Here is a 20,834-nt window from a genome sequence, read left to right as displayed (position 1 = left end):
CTATCGGTGGATTAGCTGAATCGAGCCGGAGTAGTTGGTCATCTATGAGAGGCGTTACCAGTCAGTACGACAGCCAACCATGCTTGGATCTTTTGCATGACCTCTACTGGCCGCAGCGCGGTCGAAAGGACGCCGAACTCCCGGTACTCTGGATGGTTCACGGGCAAGGGTGGGAGTCCGTCCTCGCGTAGGCGGACGACCGGGTAGCCGGCGTCGAGGAAGTCGCGGCTCTTGCGCTCGTCAACCTCTGATTTGTCGGCGTGCCAGTACGCCCCGTCATACTCGATCACCACTGTGCGTCCCGCGACTTCGACGCTGATGTCGGCCGTCCAGGACCGGGCTGCGGGGCCGGTAGTGCGCAAGATCGCGCCGGACCGGGCCTGGCCGAATGTGTCGACAGCCGCTTCATAGTGGGCCAGTTCGACGCGCGACTTGCCTGCCTCGCGGCATTCCGGGCAGGCGCCGCCGCTCGAACGCGAGCTCAGCGACATCTGCCACACGTGCGCTGGGTTGATGGGACAGACCCACTCAGGTGTAAAGGTGAGCGTGGCGTGTGGGCGTATGTGCCAGGCGCTGACTGGATTCACCGGGCTCCAGGTGGCAGCGAGGTCCGGACTCTGCCAGGCGAGCGAGCCGAGGATGGTGCGGCATGTCGGACAGCGGAGCCGCTGGTACTTGTCGCGATCGCGAACTGACTCTTGCCACTCGTGTCCGCAACATTGTGCGATCCACCACACTGTCCGCTTCGAATCCCAGACCACATTCTGTGGAGTCAGCTTGCCGTTTCGGGTCGGATGCCACTGATCGGCAATCTCGGGAAGGGTGTCAGCGAGCCACTTCTTGTTTGCGGCGGTCTTCTTGCCACGGCAGTGCGGACAACCGGAGTGGAGGAGACTCCCTGGCGCGATCCGCGGATAGTGCCCGCTTTCACAGCGGAACCGTCGAAGCCTCGAGTCCCCGACCATCACCTCGCGGGGAGACCCTTCATCTGCCCACATTGCCAGCAGCTCTGGGACCTCGGAGACAGGGGTGACATCCCAGCGCGCCAGTGTTTCTCGCCATTCGCTCTGCTCCCGGCTCCTGCAATCTGGGCAAGAGGGTCCTAGGGCCATCTCCCTGACCTTCGCCGTGAAACGAAAGGAACACTGCGGACAAATCCAGTGACACAAACGGGTTGCCCGGACAGTCACTGCCTTCAGCGTCGCTTCATCGTTCCGATCGTGATCCCACCACTCGAGGGCTGGTGACTCCGATTCGTTAAGGAAGGTCTTCGCGGCGGCGGGAGTGCTGGGGACCGAGGCTCGGGTGTTGCGCGAGCACGTGCATCCCCACCCAGTGTCGGAGACGCGGTCGACGGCGAGCTTCTGGCAGGCACGGCATTTCGTCACCATTACAGTGCTGGAGGTGATGACTTCGTCGAAGATCCTTACAAGGTCGAAGTTGTGGGCGTCGAGATGAGCCATGAGCCGTTCCATCGGCCACTGTCTGGAGTTCAGAGAGTCGCGGACTGTGTCGGTCGGGACTGCTTCGAGGATCTGCTCTGGCGTGTGTTGCAGGAGATCGTTGATCGCTCGTTCAAAGGTGCTGAGTAGGCTTGTGTCGTTGCGGGTACCCCAGCGCCGAAAAAAGCAAGCGCGGCAGGTTTTCTCGCCGGATCGGTTCTTGTCGAGGATGTGCTCGAGCCGATAGTGCGCCTGCACACCGCAGGTCAAGCATGTCGTGAGCCACCAGGCTCGAAGTCCGGGGAATGGTTCGTCGGCTCGAAGTCCAGCGTTGTAGATGAACTCGCCGATGCAGTCGCGGCACCATGCCGGTTTTGTTCGCGTCGAGAACGCGGCCGAGTTCGAACACGTGCTGGTTGAGCACTCCTGCATGGCAGCGCGGGTCATGGCACCCTCCTGTCGTCGACCGTTCATCGCCCGCAAGGTCATCTTTGTGACCGACGTGAGCAAATCGTGACGTCAGGACCGATGTCGCAAAGCATGCGTCGGAATCGGGAAGTCCAGGGGCAGCTGAGGTGAACGCTTGCCGCATGTTGATGTTGACGCGGGGCGGCCTGAGCACTGAGCGTGAAGTTCGTCCAGGCAGTCCTACGGAGACATGGTTGCCCAGGCAGATTCAAGAGGCCACCAGCGATTGTCTGTTATAAGCCGAACTCGTGGCTACGAAGCCACGACGAATGATTGCTATGGCTGGGCTAGTGGGTGGGGTTGTCCGGTCATTGCGGCGAGTGCGGTGGCGACGGTTTGGAGGTCGGTTTTGATGTAGGTGGTGGTGGCGGGGCCGGTGTTGTCGGTGTGGCCTGCGTAGGCGCGTGCGATGCCGTAGCCGTAGTGGCGTTCGACCCAGGTGAGGGTGGTGTGGCGGAGCCAGTGGGTGGAGATTCCTTGGTTGGTGATCCAGGGGAGTTGCTGGCCGAGTCGTTTCCAGAGGTGGTCGTAGCGTCGGGTGGTGAGTGCGCGGCCGTCGCGGTAGCGCAGCAGGCGCTCGCATGGTTCGAGTGCGCCGCGGGCGGTGGCTTGGTCGGCGAGGCGGCTGGCGAGCAGTGGGCTGATGGGTTGCCAGCGGAGGGTGCCGCCTTTCTCCTCGAGGCGGACGAGGCATTGGGTGGTGTCGAGGTCTGTGAGGCGGAGGGCGAGGGCTCCGCCGCGGCGGCAGGCGGTTTCGGTGTGGAGGCGGAGCAGGAGTGCGTCGAGGACGGGGTCGTTGCCACTAGAACGGGCGGTGGTGTCGATGTGGTCGAGTTCGGTGGTGGTGAGTGCCCGGCGTGGGCTGGGGAGTCGGCGGGGTTTGGCGACGCGGTGGGCGGGGCTTGCCGCGGCGGGGATGAGGTTGTCGGCGATGGCGCGGTTGAAGATCGCGCGTGCGGCCGCGACGACGTGTTCGCTGGCGTGGCGGCCGTTGCGGGTGTTGCGGCGGGTCCGGGCGTGGGTGGTGGCGTCGTGTTGCATGGCCTCGATGTCGGTGGCGGTGATCTGGTCGAGGCGCCGGTCGCCCCAGGCTGTGGCCATGCGTGTCCAGTAGTTGCCGTAGGTGCGGGCGGCTCCGGGGCCTGCGGCGGCGATGACCTGGGGGAGGTAGTCGGCGAGTCTGGGGATGCCGGGGGCTTCGGCTGGTTCGTCCTGTAGGTCGGCGAGGGTGACGCCTGGTTCGGCGAGTGTCTGGCGGGCGGCGAGGATCTGGGCGGGGTTAGGCGTCATGATCCAGTCCGGTTATGTCGCGGTAGTGCTCGGTCAGGAGGTGGGCGACGGTCGTGCCGGGGTGGACGACGAGTAGCTGTTCGTGGATCGAGGCGGCGAGGACGAGGGGCCGGTCGGGTTCGATCCCGCACAGGTGGCGGGCCGCAGCGGGAAGGGCGAGCGCGCCTCGCGTGTCGATGACGTGCCGGCCGGACGGATCAGGTGCGCTCACGATCAGCCCGTGCAGCGTGTCCAGTGAGAGTCGGTGGCCTGGGTTCCAGCCGAGTGCGCGGAACAGGAGGCGTTCGTTGACGCGGCCGGTCCGGTCGATACGCACGGCGCCGACCAGCAGGTCAGGGCCAGATTCCACCGGCAGACGCGGCTCGGGCAGAGTCGGCAATCGGGCAGGTTGGGGGCGGCGCTGGGTGCTGTCGGGTACCAGTGCCGCGATCAACTGCTCCCGTGGCCGGACTGCTCGTGCGGCCCCGGGGACGCGTTGTCCCACCATGTCATGGTGGTGCCCGGAATGATCGACACAAACCCCGCGACGCCAGGATCACCCGTTCGTGAGGATTGGGCGAGGCTATTCGAACCTTGAGCTAGAAGAAGTCTCGACTTGTTGCACTCGTCGGCGGCAGTCGTGCCACATGGTCCATGTGTCGATGGTCGCTGTGCATGTGTCATCAAGCCTCAAATTTGGCTGGATACACATCGAGCTTCTGTCACCCGCATGCTTCACAGGTGATAACACCAGTCTCAGGATTAGCTCATAGACACGTCATGTGTCGTATTAGGAGGAGGACTGGTGCCATCCCGTCACTCGAGCGGCGGTCGTTTCCTCACATGGGCGACCGCCACGATCGATGTGGGGAGGTATCCGTGGCAAGAGGACGTCGTCGCAAGACTCCGTTCAGGGCTTGGGGAGTGGTTCTCGCGGTCCTGGCATACTATTTTTATTCGGAACGGCTGTGGCAGCCTTTGCTTTTCGCAGTCGCAGCCTTGCTGCTCTACTTGACCGTAGTTCGGCTGACTCGTTGCAGGGTCGAGACGGTCAAGCATCGGCCGTGTCTCTGGCTTGTTCGGGGTATCGTCGGCACGTGCGACTTCCACGTCGGTTACAAGCGCGGGCTTCCTGTTCTTGTCCGCGGTAGGGGTTTTCTTGGGCTTCCGACCTTGATGTGGCCGCGTGACACCTTTGATCGTGGTGCCTTGCCAGAGCGGCAACCAAGCTCGGCTGTCCGCGGCGCGGCAGCCATGTCTTCGAGGGCGGACAGGCCGGGTTACGACTGGGCGATGATGTCCATCGCTGGGGCGAGCATGTTCGTAGCGATCGCCGCGTTCATCAGAGACCTGATCGCCGGCTGAAGTCATCGGCGAATCGGGCTTGTCGCTGGGCTCGCCCACCAGATGGAGTGCTTGGTGGAGCCGGATCAGGCCGCATGGAGACGCCAGTTGCCTGCCGTTCAGCCAGGCGAATGCTCGACGGTTGCTTGATGAACGTCGGACGGAGCGGTTAGCGCAGCCAGGGCGTCTCCGATGATCGGAACGGTTGATCAAAGGGGAGCACGATGTTGGTGAGACGACGCGTAGACGATGATTCACGTTACGTCTGCTCGTGAGTTCGTCGCGCACATTTCCAGAAGTCGTCGGCAGCAAGGGGAATCCGGAAAGCCTGGCATTACGCCGCGACCAGGCGGACAGGAACTGAACGAGGTCCAGTAATCACCTCCGAGGACGCGGCGGTCGGGATCGGCCAAGAAGTTGATGCGGTCGGCCTCGCGTCCCTGCAACGGATTGTCACGTCAGGGGAGCAGGCGTATGGCGAGTACGGTTCCATCCGGGTGAATTGATACCGGGCCGCCCCATGAGCTGTCCCAGGAATCGCTGGGCCGGGCGGAGCGGTGCTCGTAGATCTTGTGGCGGTACTGCGTCACTCGTCCATGAGCCAGGAGATCGAATAGTGCGATCTCTACGCCAGAGAAGGCTTCCACGCGGGTGCCGTTCAGTCGGAAGACGTGGTCGGTGCCGACGAAGCGTTTGCCGAGGAGGGTGTGGTTCGCGTCCTGCACGCTACCGGTGGCCGCGTGCGTGAAGCCGATGAAGTGCTTCCGTCCCTGGCGCTCGGTCAGGTACTGGGCGGTCGCTTCGCCATTGCCGGCGAAGGCTGTCAGTCCGGCGGCGGCCGTTCGTGCGAGCACGCGCCCGAACCATTCGTAGTGATCCGGTGTGATATGGAAGCCGGGGATCGAGGTACGGGTTTCGTCACCGTTGGAAGGGAGGCGGATTTGGGGAAAATGGTTGACGTCGCTGAGCTCGGCATCCAGGTCGCTACCCTCAGCGCTGGGATTGGCCAGCCAGCCGCCACTTCCTTCGGCGCAGAGGGCGTGCACGGTGACGTGGCCATCCAGGGGCAGCTCAGTGCTGAAGATCAGGCAGGGGGTCTCGTTCCATGGTCCGACGTGCACCGCCTCGACGTGAGCCGATGCAGACGCGAGTTGGACGTGGGAGTGTGCGGCGTTGCTGTGGTTGCCCTTGCAGGCGATCGGCAGTACTAGCGAAGGCACTTCCGGCTTCCACAGCTCAGCGAAGAACTGTGGGCGGTACCGGTAGTTCTGTCGTTGTCCCTTGTCTCTGCTGGTCAAGGCCCAGCCTGCGCGCAGCGCCGTGTCCGCGGGCACGATGGAGACGACGCGATCGGGATATCGTTGCGCCAGGATCCGCCTGGCCAGTGCCAGTGCGAAGCCGACTCCGAGTTCACTCGACTGGACGGCCTTGTAGTAGTCCGCCGTCTCCTTGCCCTCAGCGGATAGCTTCAGGAATGAACCTGTGTCGCCGGTCAGCGCCTGGCTGTACTTCAGTGCGCCCCAGTGCTCGGCGAGTCCGCGCGCGGCGCCTCGTCTGGCCAATGCGATGGCTCGGCCGAGTACATGCAGCACGTCCCACGGTGTCAGCGGCGAGGATTTGTCTCCCCACGCGCGTATCGGATGGAGTTCGGGCTTCCGCCGTAGGACTTCGTCGTCGTCTTTGGCGCTGCTCTCCTCGTCTCGCTTCTTTGCGCGCCTTTCGTCGTCGTCAGCTGCTGCGGCGGCCACAGCGCCAACCAAAACGGGATCCGAATGGAGGGAGACGTTCGAGCGTTGCGCTAGATCCCTCAGCACGTGCCTCGCGGGCTTCAACATCATCTTCCTTATGCGCCCTCTACGTCGACCTGGTCGCACTACGCGTGATCAACACCGACACACAACGATACGTTCTCGATCACGGGCGTGGTTCCGCTCAAGGAGTGAGGTATGTCGATGATCTTGGGGTGTAGTCGACGACCAGAGTTTGAACCTTGCCCAACCGCCGTGCCGGGCGGAGCCTCCGTCTCAGGGTCCGGAAACGAAAACTGGTGATCGTCATCGCGTTCTGCGTGGTTCTCGTAGTGGGCATGGCCACGTTCATCGTCATCAGGGCCTTGTCGCCGACGTGTCCGTCGAGCAGCCACGAGGTGAATGCAGCTACGAACTTGCGTTCCGACAGGTCGCCGTCCTCCGCAGCCGAGGTTCGACCGCGGCTCGGGGATAACGATGATGACCGACGACGGCCAGACCGTCTACGGACCCTGTCGTCCGATCGCGAGGGAACCCAGGTCGGAGACTGTGGTGCAGGGACCTTGCCGATGAACATCGGGTTCAAGTCGATACCCCACGAGGGCTGGGTGTTCATGCCTTGCCTCAACCTGCGTCCCTGATTTCACGCCGCAGGCGCGGCGAGGTGTCGGGGATGGAGCAGATGCTTCGGCTTGTCGGGGATTGCCGTGACAATTTCAGACGAGTTTGAACGAGAGTACGGAAAATTGATTTCCGACCGGCCTCCTGAATATGGGATGATCCGATCTCGGAGCGAACTCGTCAGGGTCAACCACTTCGACGTGCACGCTAAGAAAGGTCGGAATCGCCGAGAGCAACGGTACGTGTGTACCGCTCCACCCTGGTGAAAATCGTAGGGGGCGCGAGGTACTGTTCCTGTCCGAGTAGGTCGGGCGAGTCCGGAGGAACAAATGGGGATCGAAGGGGCGTTCGACGCCTACCAGAAGACGGTCGACGCTGATCCCGATCAAGTGAAGCTTGCTCGGGACCGGCGGGATGCGTTCAAAGCCGCTTTGCGGGACACCGACGTGGACGACGTGTGGGGTTCGGGTTCGCTTCGTCGAGCGACCCAGCTCAAGCCGGTCCATGACGTCGACCTGGTGGTGGAATTCTCGCGGGAGGCGTACCCGGATTGGGGGCAGCCTGGCGACTCCTCGGAAGCCGCTCTCGATCTCGTCCATGATCGAGTCAAGGCGGCACTGGGTGATCCGGGCGGCAGCGAGGAGGAGTGGGTTCGCCGGGCGGACCCCCGTGATCGCGCCGTCAAGTGCTTCCTCGACGACCCGGACGACCCGGATGGGTTCACGGTCGATGTGATGCCGGCGCTTCGACAGGACGACGACACCCTGCTGATCCCCGGAAAGGGGCACGCCTGTTGGATCGTCGCGGATCCGGAGTACCTGATCGAGCGTGTCGAGAAACGGCAGCAGGCGTGGAGCTACTATCGACCGCTCGTCCGGGTGCTCAAGCAGTGGCGCCGTGGTGTTTCGGCCGACAAGCCGGTCAAGAGCCTCGTCATCGAAGTGCTGGCGCTCGAGTGCCTTCCGGCCGGCCCGACGCGTTCGTCGGCGCTGAGCTCGTTCTTCACTAGCGCCGCCTTCCGGGTCAACGAGCCGATCGAGGATCCCGCGGGTCATTGCGGGCCGATTCAGCCGGACCTGGACGTCGACGCCTTGCGTGACGCGTGCGAAGAGGCCCGCGAGCTGGCGGCGGCGGCCATGACCGCTGAAGACAACGATGATTTCGACGAGGCCAAGAGGCTGTGGCGGACGATCCTGGGGGCGGATTTCCCCGCTCCCGCCAAGGCGAAGAAGACCGGAGCCACGTTGATTGGGTCGGGCTACGCCGTACGCGACGTTCCGCAGGGGTGATCAGTGGCCCGGACTTGGTGGGAATGCGAGCCTCGCCGGTTCGCGCGTGACCGGGCCGAGGTCGCGGAGAGGTTCTCCGGGCTGGAGTGGGAAGAGAGCGGTGCGGGAGGGTGGTTCGGTCGTCTGCCACTGTGGCCTTTCGAGCGGTCGGCGCCCCCGGGGCTGGCCGAACTGACCGGGGGCATGGGGCTGCTGGTCCACCTGCGATACGGGCATGCGTATCCGGCGGCGGCACCGCGGCTCGAACCACTGGATCCGAAACCCCCGCTCGATGCCCGCACCGATCAGCGCTGGCATGTCCTGGGCGACGGCAACTTGTGTCTCATGCAGTCGCCGTCGCAGTGGACCGGCCGCGAATCGCCGGTAGGTCTGCTGCTCAAGGCGGCGGGCTGGCGCGTCGAGTACGAACTGATGTCCTGCGGCGCCATCGACGCTATGACTATCAACGGCATCGTCGACGATGCCGTGCTCGACGACACGATCGCCGAGCTCGCCCATGCGTGAACTGCTGTTGCTGAGCACCGAGGCTGCGGAGGCGATCCGACAAGGTACGGGCTGGGGACCGTTGACGCTCAGGCGTGCGCCCGCCGATCGCGTTCTAGGCGTTCGGGCGGTCGGCCGTGGCGACAACGCCCGATTTCCGGTCGCGGTGGGCCCGCCCCGGCACTTTCTCGGCTCAGGTGACGACTACCCGACGGGGTTCTGGTACCGCGTGTCGGCCCAGGTCAATGTCGGTTGGTTCTTCATGCGCCGCAAAGGCACTTGCATCCCCGTCGCGGATTTCGCGGCTCAGGTTCAGACAGGCTTCAAACAGCCTGGTGGCGGTGCCTATTTGGCCATTACGCACGCGATGCCCGGCCCTGACCTGGAGATCGGGGACTTCTCTGTCCCCGAGTTCGCGGCTTGGCTGGTCAGCGCCGAAGGAGCGGCACCGATCGACATCGAAGTGCAGCCCGACGTCACCGGAACACCGGCGTTGGCTCCGCACTGGCCGATCGACGCGACGTCGAAGCTGAGGTTCTTGGTCGTCGGAACCGGCAGTATCGGCGGGGCCGCGGCACACGCGCTGGCGTCGTACGGCGTGGGCAGGCTCGACCTGCTCGACCCTGATCGGCTCCGCTGGCGAAACCTGCCGCGGCATGTGTGCAGCGAGCGACATGTCGGTCGACTGAAGGTCGAGGCCTTAAGGCTGGATCTCGCAGGCGTTAGACCGGACACGGAGGTGCACGCGTGGCCGTTGGACGTCGTGGAGAATGCCGACCACGTTCGTGAGCTGCTGGACAACACGGACATCGTGTTGTGCGCCGCCGACGGTGTGGAGCCGCGGCAGGTCGTCAGCCACCTCGCGCGCCGTGCCGGAGTACCCGCCGTGCTGGTGTGCGTACTGGAGAACGGTGGTCTAGGTGAGATCATCCGGCTGATGCCCTGGGCAAGTCGAGGATGTCTGGCCTGTCAGCGAGCCACTCTCGCGGAGCACGGCGGAATTCTGCCCGAACCGACGCTGGACGCGGAGTACGGTACGGGGACCACGCACCGCCCCATGACCGCGGTCGGTGGCGATCTCCATTTGCTCGGCCAGCTCGCGGCGAAGGTCGCCGTAGGGATTCGCCTGGAGCCGGAGGGCCTTCGCGATCAGGTTTTGCGAGCCGACCACGGTGTTGTCGGACTTCGGCCCCGCCCTGGCTGGAGGGCACCGTTCGACGTGTCATGGCTCGGCCAAGTCCGATGGCTTAAGGCGGGGCCGCCCCGCCCGGGCTGCCCGACCTGTGAACCGGCGTGACGAGGAGACGCGGTGACCGATTTCGTGAGGCTTCCCGCCGACCTTCAGGCCGCACTGGTCCTCGGAACACCGTTGCGAGACGGTATCGAGCTCGTTCGCGCTCGGGGGAAAGGAACGATAGTGGTGCTGGGGTACGACGAGTCGTTCCCCATCAGGGGAGGACATCAAGTCGGGATGCCGCTGACCCCGGCGAAGATCGATACCGCCTCGAACAACGACGGCGCCACGATCGTGTCTGCGGATCTCGAACGCGTCCTGCTGGAACAGGCGGTCTTGCAGCCAAAGCCGGTGGCCGTGGAAAGTGCTGGTGGCACCAGGCATATTTCCTCGTGGAGTTTCGCCAAGGAGATCGGCAAGGCGGTGATTGTGGTAAGCGACGAACGCCAGACCGTCACCGTCTACTACCGCGAGGAGCAATATTTCCTCACATCGAAGGATGAATTGCGGCGCAAGCTCGACGGGTCGATGAACGCATTGCGCTCGTTCCGCGCTCCTGTCGACGGAGCGGGCAAGGAACCGGCGTCCCATCAGATGACGAAGATAAAGAGCCTCCTTGGTGAAGTGAAGATTCTCCTTTCCGAGCTGGGGTCTTCGGAGCAGAGCGTTGCCATCGAGTGCGAGAACATCGCGACCGCATTGGGAGTCGAATGGACGCAGCCGAATAGTCACCCTCGTCTCTTCGAGCCTGTTGCCGGCGCTGAGCTCGTCCCCCTTCCCTCCTTGACTGCGACTCTGCAGCACAAGGACTTCGGTGGCTCCTTTCGTCCCGCCGGGGTCGCGCCGCCACGTCCGCAACAGCTTCCGTCGGCGCCGCCGCGTTTCACCGGACGAGCCGAAGAGTTGGCCAAGCTCGATGCCATCCTGGCCGGCGATGACGCGACACCGAAGATCGCCCTCGTCACCGGTGGGGCGGGGATGGGCAAGAGCGCCCTCGTCGTGCACTGTGCGAGGTTGGTCGCCGACCGGTTCCCTGACGGAGTGCTCTACACCGACCTCCGTGGATTCGAGCCCGCGGGGCAGCCGGCAGACCCCGCGGAGGTCCTTCGCGGACTGCTGCGGGATCTCGGCGTCGAGGAGTCGTCGATGCCGCGCGATCTCGACGGCGCGATCCGCCGGTACCGATCGTGCTTGGACGGCCGGAGATACCTCGTCGTCCTCGACAACGCCCGCAACGCGGACCAGGTGCGCCCCCTGGTCCCGGGTTCGGCTTCGTGCGGGGTGCTGGTGACGAGCCGATCGGTGCTGCGGAGTCTGACGGTCCGTGAGGGGGCGCGTGTGCTGGTGCTCGGCACCATCCCGCCGGACGATGCGGTCAGCTTGCTCGGCAAGGCCGCCGGCGGAAAGATGGACGGCGCCGCGGCGGCGGAACTGGCCAGGCTCTGTGGATACCATCCGCTTGCGTTGTGCATCGCAGGCGCACGAGCCGCCGCTTGCTCGACCGATGAGCTGGCCGATTTCATTTCCGAGCTCGAGTCCGAGCTGCTAGAGACACTGAGCGACACGGACGACGCCACCGTTTCGGTCAAGGCGGCTTTCACCGTCTCTTACGACATTTTGCCGCCCGATGCCCAGAGAACCTTCCGGTTGCTGGGTGGCTACCCTGGCCCGACAATTTCTCAGGAAGCCGCCGAAGTCCTCACCGGCGACAGAGCAGGACTGCGGAAGCTCGCCGACGCCCACCTTCTGGAGAAGGTGGGCCGCAGGCGCTATCGATTCAACGATCCTCTGCGAGCGTACGCCGTCGAACGCGCGCAAGCCGAACCAGCCGAGAACCGGCAAGTCGCGCTGGCTCGCTTGCTCGTTTGGTTCGCTGAAACCGCGGAAGAGCAGGATCGGGCACTCGACCACTGGCTTCTGCGGATGCAGGATCCGGTTCCTTCTGCGGCAGGGCACGAAGATCCCGCCGAAGCGGCCGTCTGGTTCGAGCACGAGCTCGTGAACCTGGCGGCCGCGACGGAGGCCGCATGGAACGAAGAGGAACGAGAGGTCGCGTGGCGGCTGGCGCTCGCGCCGTCGGCGTACTTCTTCAGCCGCAAGCCGTGGGCACTCTGGATCCAGATCCAGGAGACGGGATTGGCGGCCGCGCACTCGTCTGGCGCAGTCGAAGCGGAGGCATGGTTGTGTGACGGTCTCGGTGTCGCATACCGGGAGCAATCGCGGCTCGAAGACTCCTTCCGCTGCTTCAACAGAGCACTCGCCGCCTTCCAAGAGGTGGGCAACCGCCTGGGTGAAGCCCAGGCTCAGTTACACCTCGCGCAGGCGTACCGGGAGAAGGGGGAGTTGGAACCGGCTCTTCGGACGGCGACCACCTCGATCGAGTTGTTCGGGTCGGCAGGCCACGAGCATGGCGAAGCCAGAGCCGCCAATCTCCTGAGCGGTATCCACCTTTCTCTTGACGACCTCCCGACGGCGTTGAGCTGTGCCCGGCGGGCCACCGCACTGTTCCATGAACTCGGCGATGACCACGGTCACGCCTGGGCGGTCAACAACATGGCGGCGGTGCTCGCGAAGTCAGGAAAGCGAGCGGAAGCCATCGAGGCGTTCCGCCGAGCGGAAACCGTGCGCCGGGTAATCGACCGGTACGGGCTCGCCTTAACCTTGCAAGGACTGGGCGACGTCCTGACGGAAGAGGGCGAAGTCGGCGAAGCACAGGAGAAGTATCTCGAAGCACTAGAGATCTTCGACGAACTCGACGATCCGAGAGCCACACAGGCGAGGTCCAGCCTGAAGACGACCGGGGAGCTCGCTTCCGTCGTCGGCCTGCAAACCGCCCAGAGCCTGCGTCGGCTCTCCGATCGGTTGGCCGCCGAACTCGACGTGGCCGCCAGCCAAGCCCTGGACGGAGAACGCGGCCTTCTCAGCACCGGGCTCTATGTGCCCAGGACTGCCCAAGCGCAGGTTCTCGCGAAGCTCAGGACCTCCGACAAACCTGTGCTCGTGCAGGGAATAGCGGGCGAAGGGAAGAGCAGCCTGCTGTGGGCGTTGCACGAAGACCTCGTTTCCGACCCCGACTTCGACGCCTACCTCTTCGACTCCTCGTGGTTGTCGTCCGGCGCGGGATCGGAGCCTCGCGTGTCGATCGAGTCACTTACCCGGGCCGCGGAACTGGCCCACACCCGTGGTCACACTCCGGTGTTCCTCGTCGACACGGTGGATCTGCTGCTGCACGACGAGCACAGCAGGCAGAACGTTCTCGATCTTTGTGACGCGGCGGTCGGCGTGGATGCCAAGCTGGTCCTCACGACCCGCCCGGAGGAAGCCCGGACCCTGCCCAAGGGGGCCTTCGAGGGCATCGTTCTCGGGCCGTACGACGACAAGGAACTGACTGCGGCGGTTTCCGCGCACGCGGCGGTGTTCTGTACCTCCGCACCGGCGGACACTCTAAGGGAAAAGGTCGAGAACGTCGTCGGTGCCGCCGCGCGCGGCCTGGCAGTGCGCGAAGTCGTGGTGAATCCCTTGAACCTGCGGTTGCTGTTCGAGCTCTACGCACCGCAATTCCCCGGCTTGGAACACGACGTGTCGAGTTTGTACGAGATGTACTGGGACAGACGGGTCCGCACGGACAGACGCGGCGAACTCGCGATCACGGAGGCGGGTGATCTCTCCCAGACGACCGAGAACACCGGGATCGCGCTACTCGCGGCCGGTCGGCTCAAGCTAGGTGAGCGGTCCTTGGTGCGGTCCGCCGCGGCAGTGGCGGCGGGGCGAGCCGATCGCCGCGACCCCGATCAGATGGCCGTGCGGATGGACATTACGACGCTCGCGCATCGCGGGGTGCTGGCCCGCTCCGGCGAAGACCTCCGGTTCTTCCATCAAACGATGTTCGAATACGCGGCGTCAAGAGGGTTAGTGGCCAGGGACGGAGAACGCGGGCTGTCGTTCCTTGTCGAGCACCTTCAGGAGCATCCGGACGATCTGGTCGTCGGCGCTGTCGCCGAACAGGCACTGGTCCTCGCGGTCGACGACCCACTCTGCGCCGACGGCGCGATCGAAATCCTGATCGGCATGGCGGAAGCAGGACTTCCGCTGTTCCAGCGCATCGCGCTCGGGGTCCTCGCGCACCGGCCCACCTTGGAGGAGATCACCGGAAGGCTCATCGACCTGGCTGATACCGCCGCACTCAGGCGTTACGCGCAGACCGTGCCGACGGTGGCCAAAGCAGACCCACGCCTCCAGGTCGCGATGCTGGAGAGAGTCTGGAAACGGGACAAGTCCGTGCGTAAGTCCGTCCTCGAAGCGCTGGAACGCTTGGGCGCGCGCAACCCGAACGTCGTGATCACGACCTTGCGAGGATTCGAATGTGTCGAGACCGCCTTGTCCTGGGCGAACGATCCCGCGGGGATGGTGATGCTCGTCGCCCGTGCGCTGGTGGCGTCCGCGGCAGCCGACCCGGAATGGGCACGAGAACAGCTGTTCGCTTTGTTCGACGGCATGATCTATGACAAGAAGCACCGTGCCGTGCCTTGCCGGATCGTCGAACTCATCGCTGAGTACTGGCCGGTCTTGGGTTCAGCCGAGGCCGCTGCGGCCCTCAGAGAGCGAATCCTGGAGGCGCAAAAGAAGCATGATGCCTCGGCTTCAGAGATGCGACGTGCTCTTGGGCTGATACAGGCACTTGAGTGGCGGAGCAGGCTCGATGCCAACGGTCCGGATGAGGAGCAGTGGTGGTCGCGGACCTTGGAGGGGGTCTGCGCGTGCCTGGAGAACGACCGCCGGGATGTACTCGGCAACGCGCAGCTTCGGGCGATCGCCGAACTGATCGCGACAGAGGCCCTTAGTGCCGCGCAGGCGACACGGACGGTGGCTCGGTTGTGCCGTCTTCGCGGCGCGGCGCCGTTCGCGCTCAACTGGCTTTTCCTGCCCCTGTTGCAGAGAGCGACGAGAGGTGAAACCGGCGCGATCACCGTCGTGCCCGAGATCACCAGGTTGCTCGTCGGCCTGCCGGCACCGGGGAACAACCCGGCGGAGGGGCCGCCACGGCTGGCGCACGCGGCGAGAGAGGCACTGCGGGAGGCTGGCCTCGAACCCCGACAGCTGACAGCTCTCTTCCCGGACGTCCCGGTGGCCCGCCAGGTGGCAAGCTGGCTCGACGACGACCGCTTGGCGGTCTTACTGATCCTCGCCGCGGTCGGGGGACACCCCATCGCGTTAGCGGCACTCGAACAGGTGAAAGCCGACGCGGGTGTACTTTCTCCGATCGGGCAACGGAATGTCTGCTACGACCTCGTCCCACAGCTGGACCGCCGGCCGGATCTGCTGGCACTGCTCGTCGAGCTCTCGGTTCGACGGCAGTCCGCGCAGCCCTTGGCAGAGGTGGTGAACGAGGTCGACGGCGGGCTTCGGGCGCGCCTTCGCGAACACTCGGCCGCACTCGAAGAACTGATCGAATCGATGTTCGCAGGCAAAGGAACAAGCCAAAAGGAGGCGACGAGCCTCTGGCGACGGCTTTACCGAGCCGGTGCGGTCGAGGCGCCGGAATACCACGTTCTCACCGCACGGTTCCTGGAGACCCCTGTACCGGCCGCCCGCGGGAACGTGCTCGAACTGGCCGTCGATGCCGCTTTGGACGACAAACTGAAGTTCGACGTCGTCGACGGGATGCTGCGTGACAAGTTCGTCCTGGACACGGTGTCGAACGCGATCGTGTCACCGGGGACGGCGCAAGCCGACCACGTCGCCATAATCGCCCGCGGAGCCTGGCTCAGGCTGGTTTGCCGACACGGGCGTCCGGACAAGTTCGACACCGGCGAGGTGCTGGCGATCGCGTCGGCAGCACCGGCCGATGTCGAAAGTTTCGCGATACTCGGCGACCTGATCACCTGGTTCACTCGTCAGGGCGCACCGGAAAGGGCCGTCGAGATACTGTCGCGCGTCGCTGAAGCCGCCAGAGAACAGCTGTCGGCCAAACAGGAGAATGCCCTCGCGAACAGACTTCGTTCGCCACTTCGCAGAATTTTCGGTTCTGCTCCGCTCGACCTGCAGCGGGACTTGGTGGGAGAGGCCAAGACGCTGCCTCCGACGTTCGCGCGGATCCTGGTCGCCGCGGCCGCCCAGGAAGGGTTTGAGCGGCTGCGGCCCCATCTCGCCGCCTTGCTGACCGATGAACTGCCGCCGGGAGTCGCGCAGCAGATTCACGACGACATCCGGGTGCGCTCTCGGGAATCGGCTCGCAGCGCGCTCCCCGTGCTGATCTCGCCCATCCCGGGCTAAAGCGACGTAGGACGTGGTCCTCGCGTCAGCCTGACTCGACCTTCGCGTGGCCCTCGCCGTGACGGCGGGCTGAGGCGAACGCCTCCACGATATGGTCGGGGTCGAAGGCGTGTTCAAGACAATGATCGACCTCAATCTCACCACGGTGGAACAGCTAGACGCGAGATTTCGAAGATGAACGCTAGCCATGCGGTCTCGTGTTCGGTCAGCGTCGGCGGGTTCCCAGAGCTCGACGGTGGCAATCATGAGGAGGCCGTCGAAGATGAGCGGCCAGATGGCTGAGGTGCTGTGGTCAGTGCCGAATTGGAGTGCGAAGTCTCGCCCGTGGCGGTGCGAAGCGTAGGCGGCGCTGAGGGTATCGAGGGTGGTGCAACTGCACTGTAGCGCCGGTTCGCGCGACGATGGGAACGATGTTGCTTTCGTTCGTGGTGGGTATAGCGGTCACCGGGTTTTGCGGCAGTGCCGCTTGATCGCTGTCGTCGCGGAGACCCGCAGCTTAACAGGCCTTTTGGGCATGGCGTACTTGTTCGAGCCGCGCCAGGGAGCGAGAACTCCCACAGCGCCTCCGGTGCCTGAGGTGATCCGCATCCGCCGGGCGGCCTGTCGTCCCACCCCCGGCGACATTCACAGATCCCTGAAAAAGAAGAAACCTTCACTCGGTAGTGTTGAGTGAAGGTTCTCGCAAGTGGTGAGATCTCACCTAAATCGGTGTCCGAGGGGGGACTTGAACCCCCACGTCCGTTAAGGACACTAGCACCTCAAGCTAGCGCGTCTGCCATTCCGCCACTCGGACTTGCTGATGTGAGAAGAGTATACGTCGCATCGGAGGCCTCAATCAGGGGGGTCCGTATCGTCACGCAGACCTACATTGAGACGATGATCGGTTACCCTCTGACAACTTCCGCACCCCCATGGGGCCGCATGTTCCCAGGTCGGGATCAGAAAGTGCGAAGAGTGACGATGGGTTGCCGAAAGTGACCAGTCGGGGAGGGTGGCCGGGAATCAAACCCGGTCACCGAGCGCTTACACGGGCGTGAAGAAGATTGGTTTCCTGTCCTTCGGCCACTGGTCGGCGAGCGCGTACTCCGAGACGCGGTCCGCCGCCGACTTCCTGCATCAGTCGATCGACTTGGCCGTCGCGGCCGAGGAGCTCGGCGTGGACGGCGCGTACTTCCGTGTGCACCACTTCGCGAGGCAGGCGGGCAGTCCGTTCCCGTTGCTGTCGGCGATCGGGGCGCGCACGTCGAAGATCGAGATCGGTACCGGCGTGATCGACATGCGCTACGAGAACCCGATGTACATGGCGGAGGAGGCGGGCGCCGCCGACCTCATTTCGAGGGGCAGGCTCCAGCTCGGAGTGAGCCGGGGATCCCCGGAGCAGGTGATCGACGGCTGGCGTTACTTCGGTTACGGCCCGGCGGAGGGGCAGACCGTCGCGGACATGGCCCGGCAGCGCATCGAGGTCTTCCTCAAGCTGCTTGACGGCGAGGGGTTCGCGCAGCCGAATCCGCGGCCGATGTTCGCCAACCCGCCGGGGCTGTTGCGGCTGGAGCCCTTCTCCGAGGGGCTGCGCGAGCGGATCTGGTGGGGGTCCAGTTCGAACGCGACCGCGGTGTGGGCGGCGGAGCAGGGCATGAATCTGCAGAGTTCCACGCTCAAGGACGACGAGACGGGGGAGCCGCTGCACGTCCAGCAGCGCAAGCAGATCGAGGCCTACCGCGAAGCCTGGAAGAAGGCAGGCCACTCGCGCGAGCCGCGGGTGTCGGTCAGCCGCAGCATCTTCGCGTTGACCAACGACCTGGACCGCGCCTATTTCGCCCGCGATCGGGACTCTCGGGACCAGGTCGGCATGATCGACGAGACGACCAGGGCGATCTTCGGCCGGTCGTACGCCGCCGAGCCGGACGAGCTGGTGCGGGCGCTCAAGGAGGACGAGGCGATCCAGGCCGCGGACACCTTGTTGCTGACCATCCCGAACCAGCTCGGCGTCGAGTACAACGCGCACGTGCTGGAGAGCATCCTCGAGCACGTCGCGCCGGAGCTCGGCTGGCGCTGAGAATGCGCGGTTCGGCGGATGGGCCGGGGCGCCTCGCTCGTTACGATCGGGGCATCCCCGGCCATCGGAGGGTCCCGTGAGACTGCCCCGATCCCTTTCCTGCCTGGTCCTGGCCCTCGGTCTGGCCTCGCCGTCGACCGCGCAAGCGAGCGCTCCCGCCCCGCTCGGCGGCGGGAGCGTGTTGCAGAGCAGCGCCGCGACGCGGTGTACGGCCGGGTTCGCCGCCGTGCAGGGCAAGACCGGCTACCTGATCGCGAGTTCCGCCTGCGGCAGGCCCGGCGACACCATCCGCAGCGCGGGCCGGGTGGTCGGGGTGGTCGTCGGCACGCAAGCCCCGCCGACCGGCGTGATCGTCATCCGCGTGACCAATACGACCGACTGGCGGCTGGTGGGCTCGATCCCGCCCACCGGCAGCCGTGTGACCATCACCGGTTCGGTCGAGGCCCCGGTCGGCGCGTCGGTGTGCCGATACGGCGCGACCACCGGCTGGCACTGCGGCACCATCCAGGCGAAGAACGTGTCGATCACCTTCCCGGAAGGAACGCTGACCGGGTTGACCCGGACCTCCGTGTGCGCCGAGCCGGGGGACAACGGCGGACCGTTCGTCAGCGGGACGCAGGCGCAGGGAGTGCTGGTCGGCGGCAGCGGGAACTGCTCCAGCGGCGGCACCACCTACTTCGTCCCGGTCAACCGCGTGCTGTCGGCCTACGGGCTGACGATCCTCACCGGCGCTTAGAACGGCTGGACCCTCGGATACGGGGGAGGGGAGTGCCGCGCGAACGCCGGAGTTGTCGTCACCCGCGCTTCTCCGACGGCATCGAAGATCGTCTGGTGCTCGGGCGCGAGCTTGCCCGCTTCGGCGTTCAACGCGGCAGGCCCGCTGGACGGCCACTGCCCGGCGTCCAGCCGCCGCTCCAGCGTGCGCAGGGCGGTGATCTCCTCGGACGCGGTGAACACGCAGTGGCCGGCGCGATTCACGAACAGCTGACGGAGATCGCCGCCCGGCCCGACTCGTTCGGCGTAGGCGCGTTCGTGCGCCGCCGGCGCGGTGCCGTCCGCGACGGTGTGCATGGTCAGCACCGGGACCGGTGTGCGTCCCAGCGGCAGCCCGAACCGCGCCAGATAGCCTGCCGCGGCCGGATCGGGCGTGACTCGCGGCGCTTTCGCCAGCTTTTCGAGGTCGGCGGCGAGATCGAGGCCCGCCTCCGCATAGGCCCGTTCCACCAGCGGCCGCTCGCCTGCCTTCGCGAGGATCCGCCGGTAGTCGACGCCCACGTTCCAGCTCGGGTTGCCGCCCGCGCGCTGTTCCAGCGCGACCCGGTCCACGCCGAAAGCGCTGACGCGGTAGAAGCGATCCCAGACGCCCTGCCAGAAAACCTGATCGGCGACGGACCGCGGCCGGGGCCGGGTGGCGTCGAACCAGCCGGGGATTTCGGCCAGCGCGTTCGCCAGTGCGAGCCGGGCCCGGCCTTGCGGGTTCGCGGTGGCGGCCCGTACCACGTCGGTGAACCGGCCCGCGTTGGCCGCGGCATCGGCGATCCGCACCAGGTCCAGCCGTGCGTCGAGCAGCGTGTTCAGTGCGAACCCGAGATCGAGACCGGAGTTCCAGTGCGCGGCCCCGCCGGCGAGGTTGCCGCAGAAGGTCATCAAACCGGCGAACCGCCGCGGGTTCCGCTCGGCGAGCAGGGTCGCGGTGATCGCTCCCACCGATTCGCCCGTCGCGATGGTCCGCCGCGGTGGGCCGACCGTGCGGGAGAACCAGTCGTGCAACCGGATCTGGTCGGTCAGCGCCTCCTCGATCGACCAGCCGCGCACGGTCCGGTACTGGGACGCGGCCAGCGCGTAGCCCTGCTCCAGCAGATACGACTCCGTGGTGGGCTGTGAGGTCAGCGCGATCCGCTCTGGCTCCGGATAGGCCAGGGAGTACATCCCGTGACTCCACAGCATGAGCGTGCCGTTCCAGTTTTCCGGAACCAGCACCAGATAGCGCGCGCCTTCGAGTTCGCCCTCGTACCTGGTGACCGGCTCGGCGGCCGCGGCGCGGGGAACCAGCAGCGCCAGAAAGATCGTGAACAGGGCCAGGAGAACGAGACCACGTCGGGCCATCACGACCACCCCCGTGCCTCATCCTTCGCCGCCGGGGGATGCGGTGTCGAGGTCCGCTCGGCCTAACTGAAGATGACCGAGCGGAGGAGAAGTCTGTCCGAACCGCGGCCGCCGTTGGGGCGGAGCGAGAAATAGGAATCGCTCGCGCAATCGTCGTCCAAGAACACCACCGCGGTCGAGTCGGTGTCGTTGCGCGGACGGAACGCGTCGACGTCCCAGTCGGCTATTTCGGGTATCTCTATGCATTCGCCGCTGGGCGGATCGACCAGCGTGCCGACCTGGATCTCTTCGTCTTCGTCGTAGTAGCGGTAGGTGAATTCGCCTTCGGCCGCGGACGCGGTCGCGGGGATCGTGAAGCACAGGGTGACGGCGGAGGCCATGGCGAGGAAAGCGGTACGTGTACGCATGGGAACGACGTTAGGACGAAGATCGACATTTCCGATAGGTCTCGCGGCCGGATCCACTCCGGCAGGTGGACCGAAGTCCGGCCGGTGATCGATA

General features: G+C 65.3%; 12 protein-coding genes and 1 tRNA gene. 6 read left to right on the top strand and 7 right to left on the bottom strand.

Translation table 11 applies throughout. The features are described from left to right. Positions 1-38 precede the first annotated feature (38 nt). The 4 genes from CVV72_RS12915 to CVV72_RS12900 form a co-directional block, all read right to left on the bottom strand. On the bottom strand, positions 39-1,889 hold the full coding sequence (locus tag CVV72_RS12915; RefSeq protein WP_219152669.1) for a zinc-ribbon domain-containing protein: 1,851 nt from the start codon (positions 1,887-1,889) through the stop codon (positions 39-41). Positions 1,890-2,186: 297 nt separating this feature from the next. Further along, positions 2,187-3,200 carry a site-specific integrase gene (locus tag CVV72_RS12910; RefSeq protein ID WP_219152668.1) on the bottom strand — a complete coding sequence of 338 codons (1,014 nt, stop codon included), beginning with the start codon at positions 3,198-3,200 and terminating at the stop codon, positions 2,187-2,189. Beyond that, complete coding sequence (locus CVV72_RS12905) at positions 3,190-3,579, bottom strand: hypothetical protein (protein WP_219152667.1); 390 nt, start codon at positions 3,577-3,579, stop codon at positions 3,190-3,192. Before CVV72_RS12905 ends, CVV72_RS12910 begins: the two co-directional genes overlap by 11 nt. 1,402 nt (positions 3,580-4,981) lie before the next feature. Then, on the bottom strand, positions 4,982-6,361 hold the full coding sequence (locus tag CVV72_RS12900) for a hypothetical protein (protein ID WP_219152666.1): 1,380 nt from the start codon (positions 6,359-6,361) through the stop codon (positions 4,982-4,984). An 860-nt stretch (positions 6,362-7,221) separates the two neighbouring features. Here CVV72_RS12900 and CVV72_RS12895 point away from each other — a divergent pair. Genes CVV72_RS12895 through CVV72_RS12880 form a run of 4 tightly spaced genes read left to right on the top strand, consistent with a single transcriptional unit; the run spans position 7,222 to position 16,171 of the window. Then, the gene (locus tag CVV72_RS12895) at positions 7,222-8,181 is read left to right on the top strand and encodes a hypothetical protein (RefSeq protein WP_219152665.1); all 960 of its coding nucleotides are present in this window, start codon (positions 7,222-7,224) and stop codon (positions 8,179-8,181) included. A 3-nt stretch (positions 8,182-8,184) separates the two neighbouring features. After that, complete coding sequence (locus tag CVV72_RS12890) at positions 8,185-8,685, top strand: hypothetical protein (RefSeq protein WP_219152664.1); 501 nt, start codon at positions 8,185-8,187, stop codon at positions 8,683-8,685. After that, a complete protein-coding gene (locus CVV72_RS12885) occupies positions 8,678-9,961 on the top strand; it encodes a ThiF family adenylyltransferase (protein ID WP_219152663.1) in 1,284 nt (427 codons plus the stop codon). The genes CVV72_RS12890 and CVV72_RS12885 overlap by 8 nt, the downstream gene beginning before the upstream one ends. A 12-nt stretch (positions 9,962-9,973) precedes the next feature. After that, positions 9,974-16,171, top strand: coding sequence for a tetratricopeptide repeat protein (locus CVV72_RS12880; protein ID WP_219152662.1), 6,198 nt, complete (start codon positions 9,974-9,976; stop codon positions 16,169-16,171). 709 nt (positions 16,172-16,880) lie between these two features. On the opposite strand, the gene CVV72_RS12875 is transcribed toward CVV72_RS12880, so the two are convergent. Further along, a tRNA-Leu gene (locus CVV72_RS12875) sits at positions 16,881-16,964 on the bottom strand. Positions 16,965-17,204: 240 nt separating this feature from the next. Here CVV72_RS12875 and CVV72_RS12870 point away from each other — a divergent pair. Both CVV72_RS12870 and CVV72_RS12865 read left to right on the top strand, forming a co-directional pair. Beyond that, positions 17,205-18,227 carry an LLM class flavin-dependent oxidoreductase gene (locus CVV72_RS12870; protein ID WP_219152661.1) on the top strand — a complete coding sequence of 341 codons (1,023 nt, stop codon included), beginning with the start codon at positions 17,205-17,207 and terminating at the stop codon, positions 18,225-18,227. Between the two features lie 76 nt (positions 18,228-18,303). Further along, positions 18,304-18,963, top strand: a complete 660-nt coding sequence (locus CVV72_RS12865; protein WP_219152660.1) for a S1 family peptidase — start codon at positions 18,304-18,306, stop codon at positions 18,961-18,963. On the opposite strand, the gene CVV72_RS12860 is transcribed toward CVV72_RS12865, so the two are convergent. Together CVV72_RS12860 and CVV72_RS12855 are read right to left on the bottom strand one after the other, a co-directional pair. After that, positions 18,960-20,333, bottom strand: a complete 1,374-nt coding sequence (locus CVV72_RS12860; protein ID WP_255632664.1) for a hypothetical protein — start codon at positions 20,331-20,333, stop codon at positions 18,960-18,962. The two genes, CVV72_RS12865 and CVV72_RS12860, sit on opposite strands and share 4 nt — an antisense overlap. A 62-nt stretch (positions 20,334-20,395) precedes the next feature. Then, the gene (locus tag CVV72_RS12855) at positions 20,396-20,740 is read right to left on the bottom strand and encodes a hypothetical protein (protein ID WP_219152659.1); all 345 of its coding nucleotides are present in this window, start codon (positions 20,738-20,740) and stop codon (positions 20,396-20,398) included. Positions 20,741-20,834: the final 94 nt, after the last annotated feature.

The sequence above is a fragment of the Amycolatopsis sp. TNS106 genome (assembly GCF_019330265.1).
Lineage (GTDB): Bacteria > Actinomycetota > Actinomycetes > Mycobacteriales > Pseudonocardiaceae > Amycolatopsis > Amycolatopsis lurida.
Note: the sequence above shows the minus strand (reverse complement) of the source record. Positions and strands in the feature narration are given on the sequence as shown.

Coding starts and splice junctions, on each gene's coding strand:
- CVV72_RS12855 (WP_219152659.1), bottom strand. CDS start 20,740: ATGCGTACACGTACCGCTTTCCTCGCCATGGCCTCCGCCGTCACCCTG.
- CVV72_RS12895 (WP_219152665.1), top strand. CDS start 7,222: ATGGGGATCGAAGGGGCGTTCGACGCCTACCAGAAGACGGTCGACGCT.
- CVV72_RS12910 (WP_219152668.1), bottom strand. CDS start 3,200: ATGACGCCTAACCCCGCCCAGATCCTCGCCGCCCGCCAGACACTCGCC.
- CVV72_RS12915 (WP_219152669.1), bottom strand. CDS start 1,889: ATGACCCGCGCTGCCATGCAGGAGTGCTCAACCAGCACGTGTTCGAAC.
- CVV72_RS12885 (WP_219152663.1), top strand. CDS start 8,678: ATGCGTGAACTGCTGTTGCTGAGCACCGAGGCTGCGGAGGCGATCCGA.
- CVV72_RS12860 (WP_255632664.1), bottom strand. CDS start 20,333: ATGGCCCGACGTGGTCTCGTTCTCCTGGCCCTGTTCACGATCTTTCTG.
- CVV72_RS12900 (WP_219152666.1), bottom strand. CDS start 6,361: ATGATGTTGAAGCCCGCGAGGCACGTGCTGAGGGATCTAGCGCAACGC.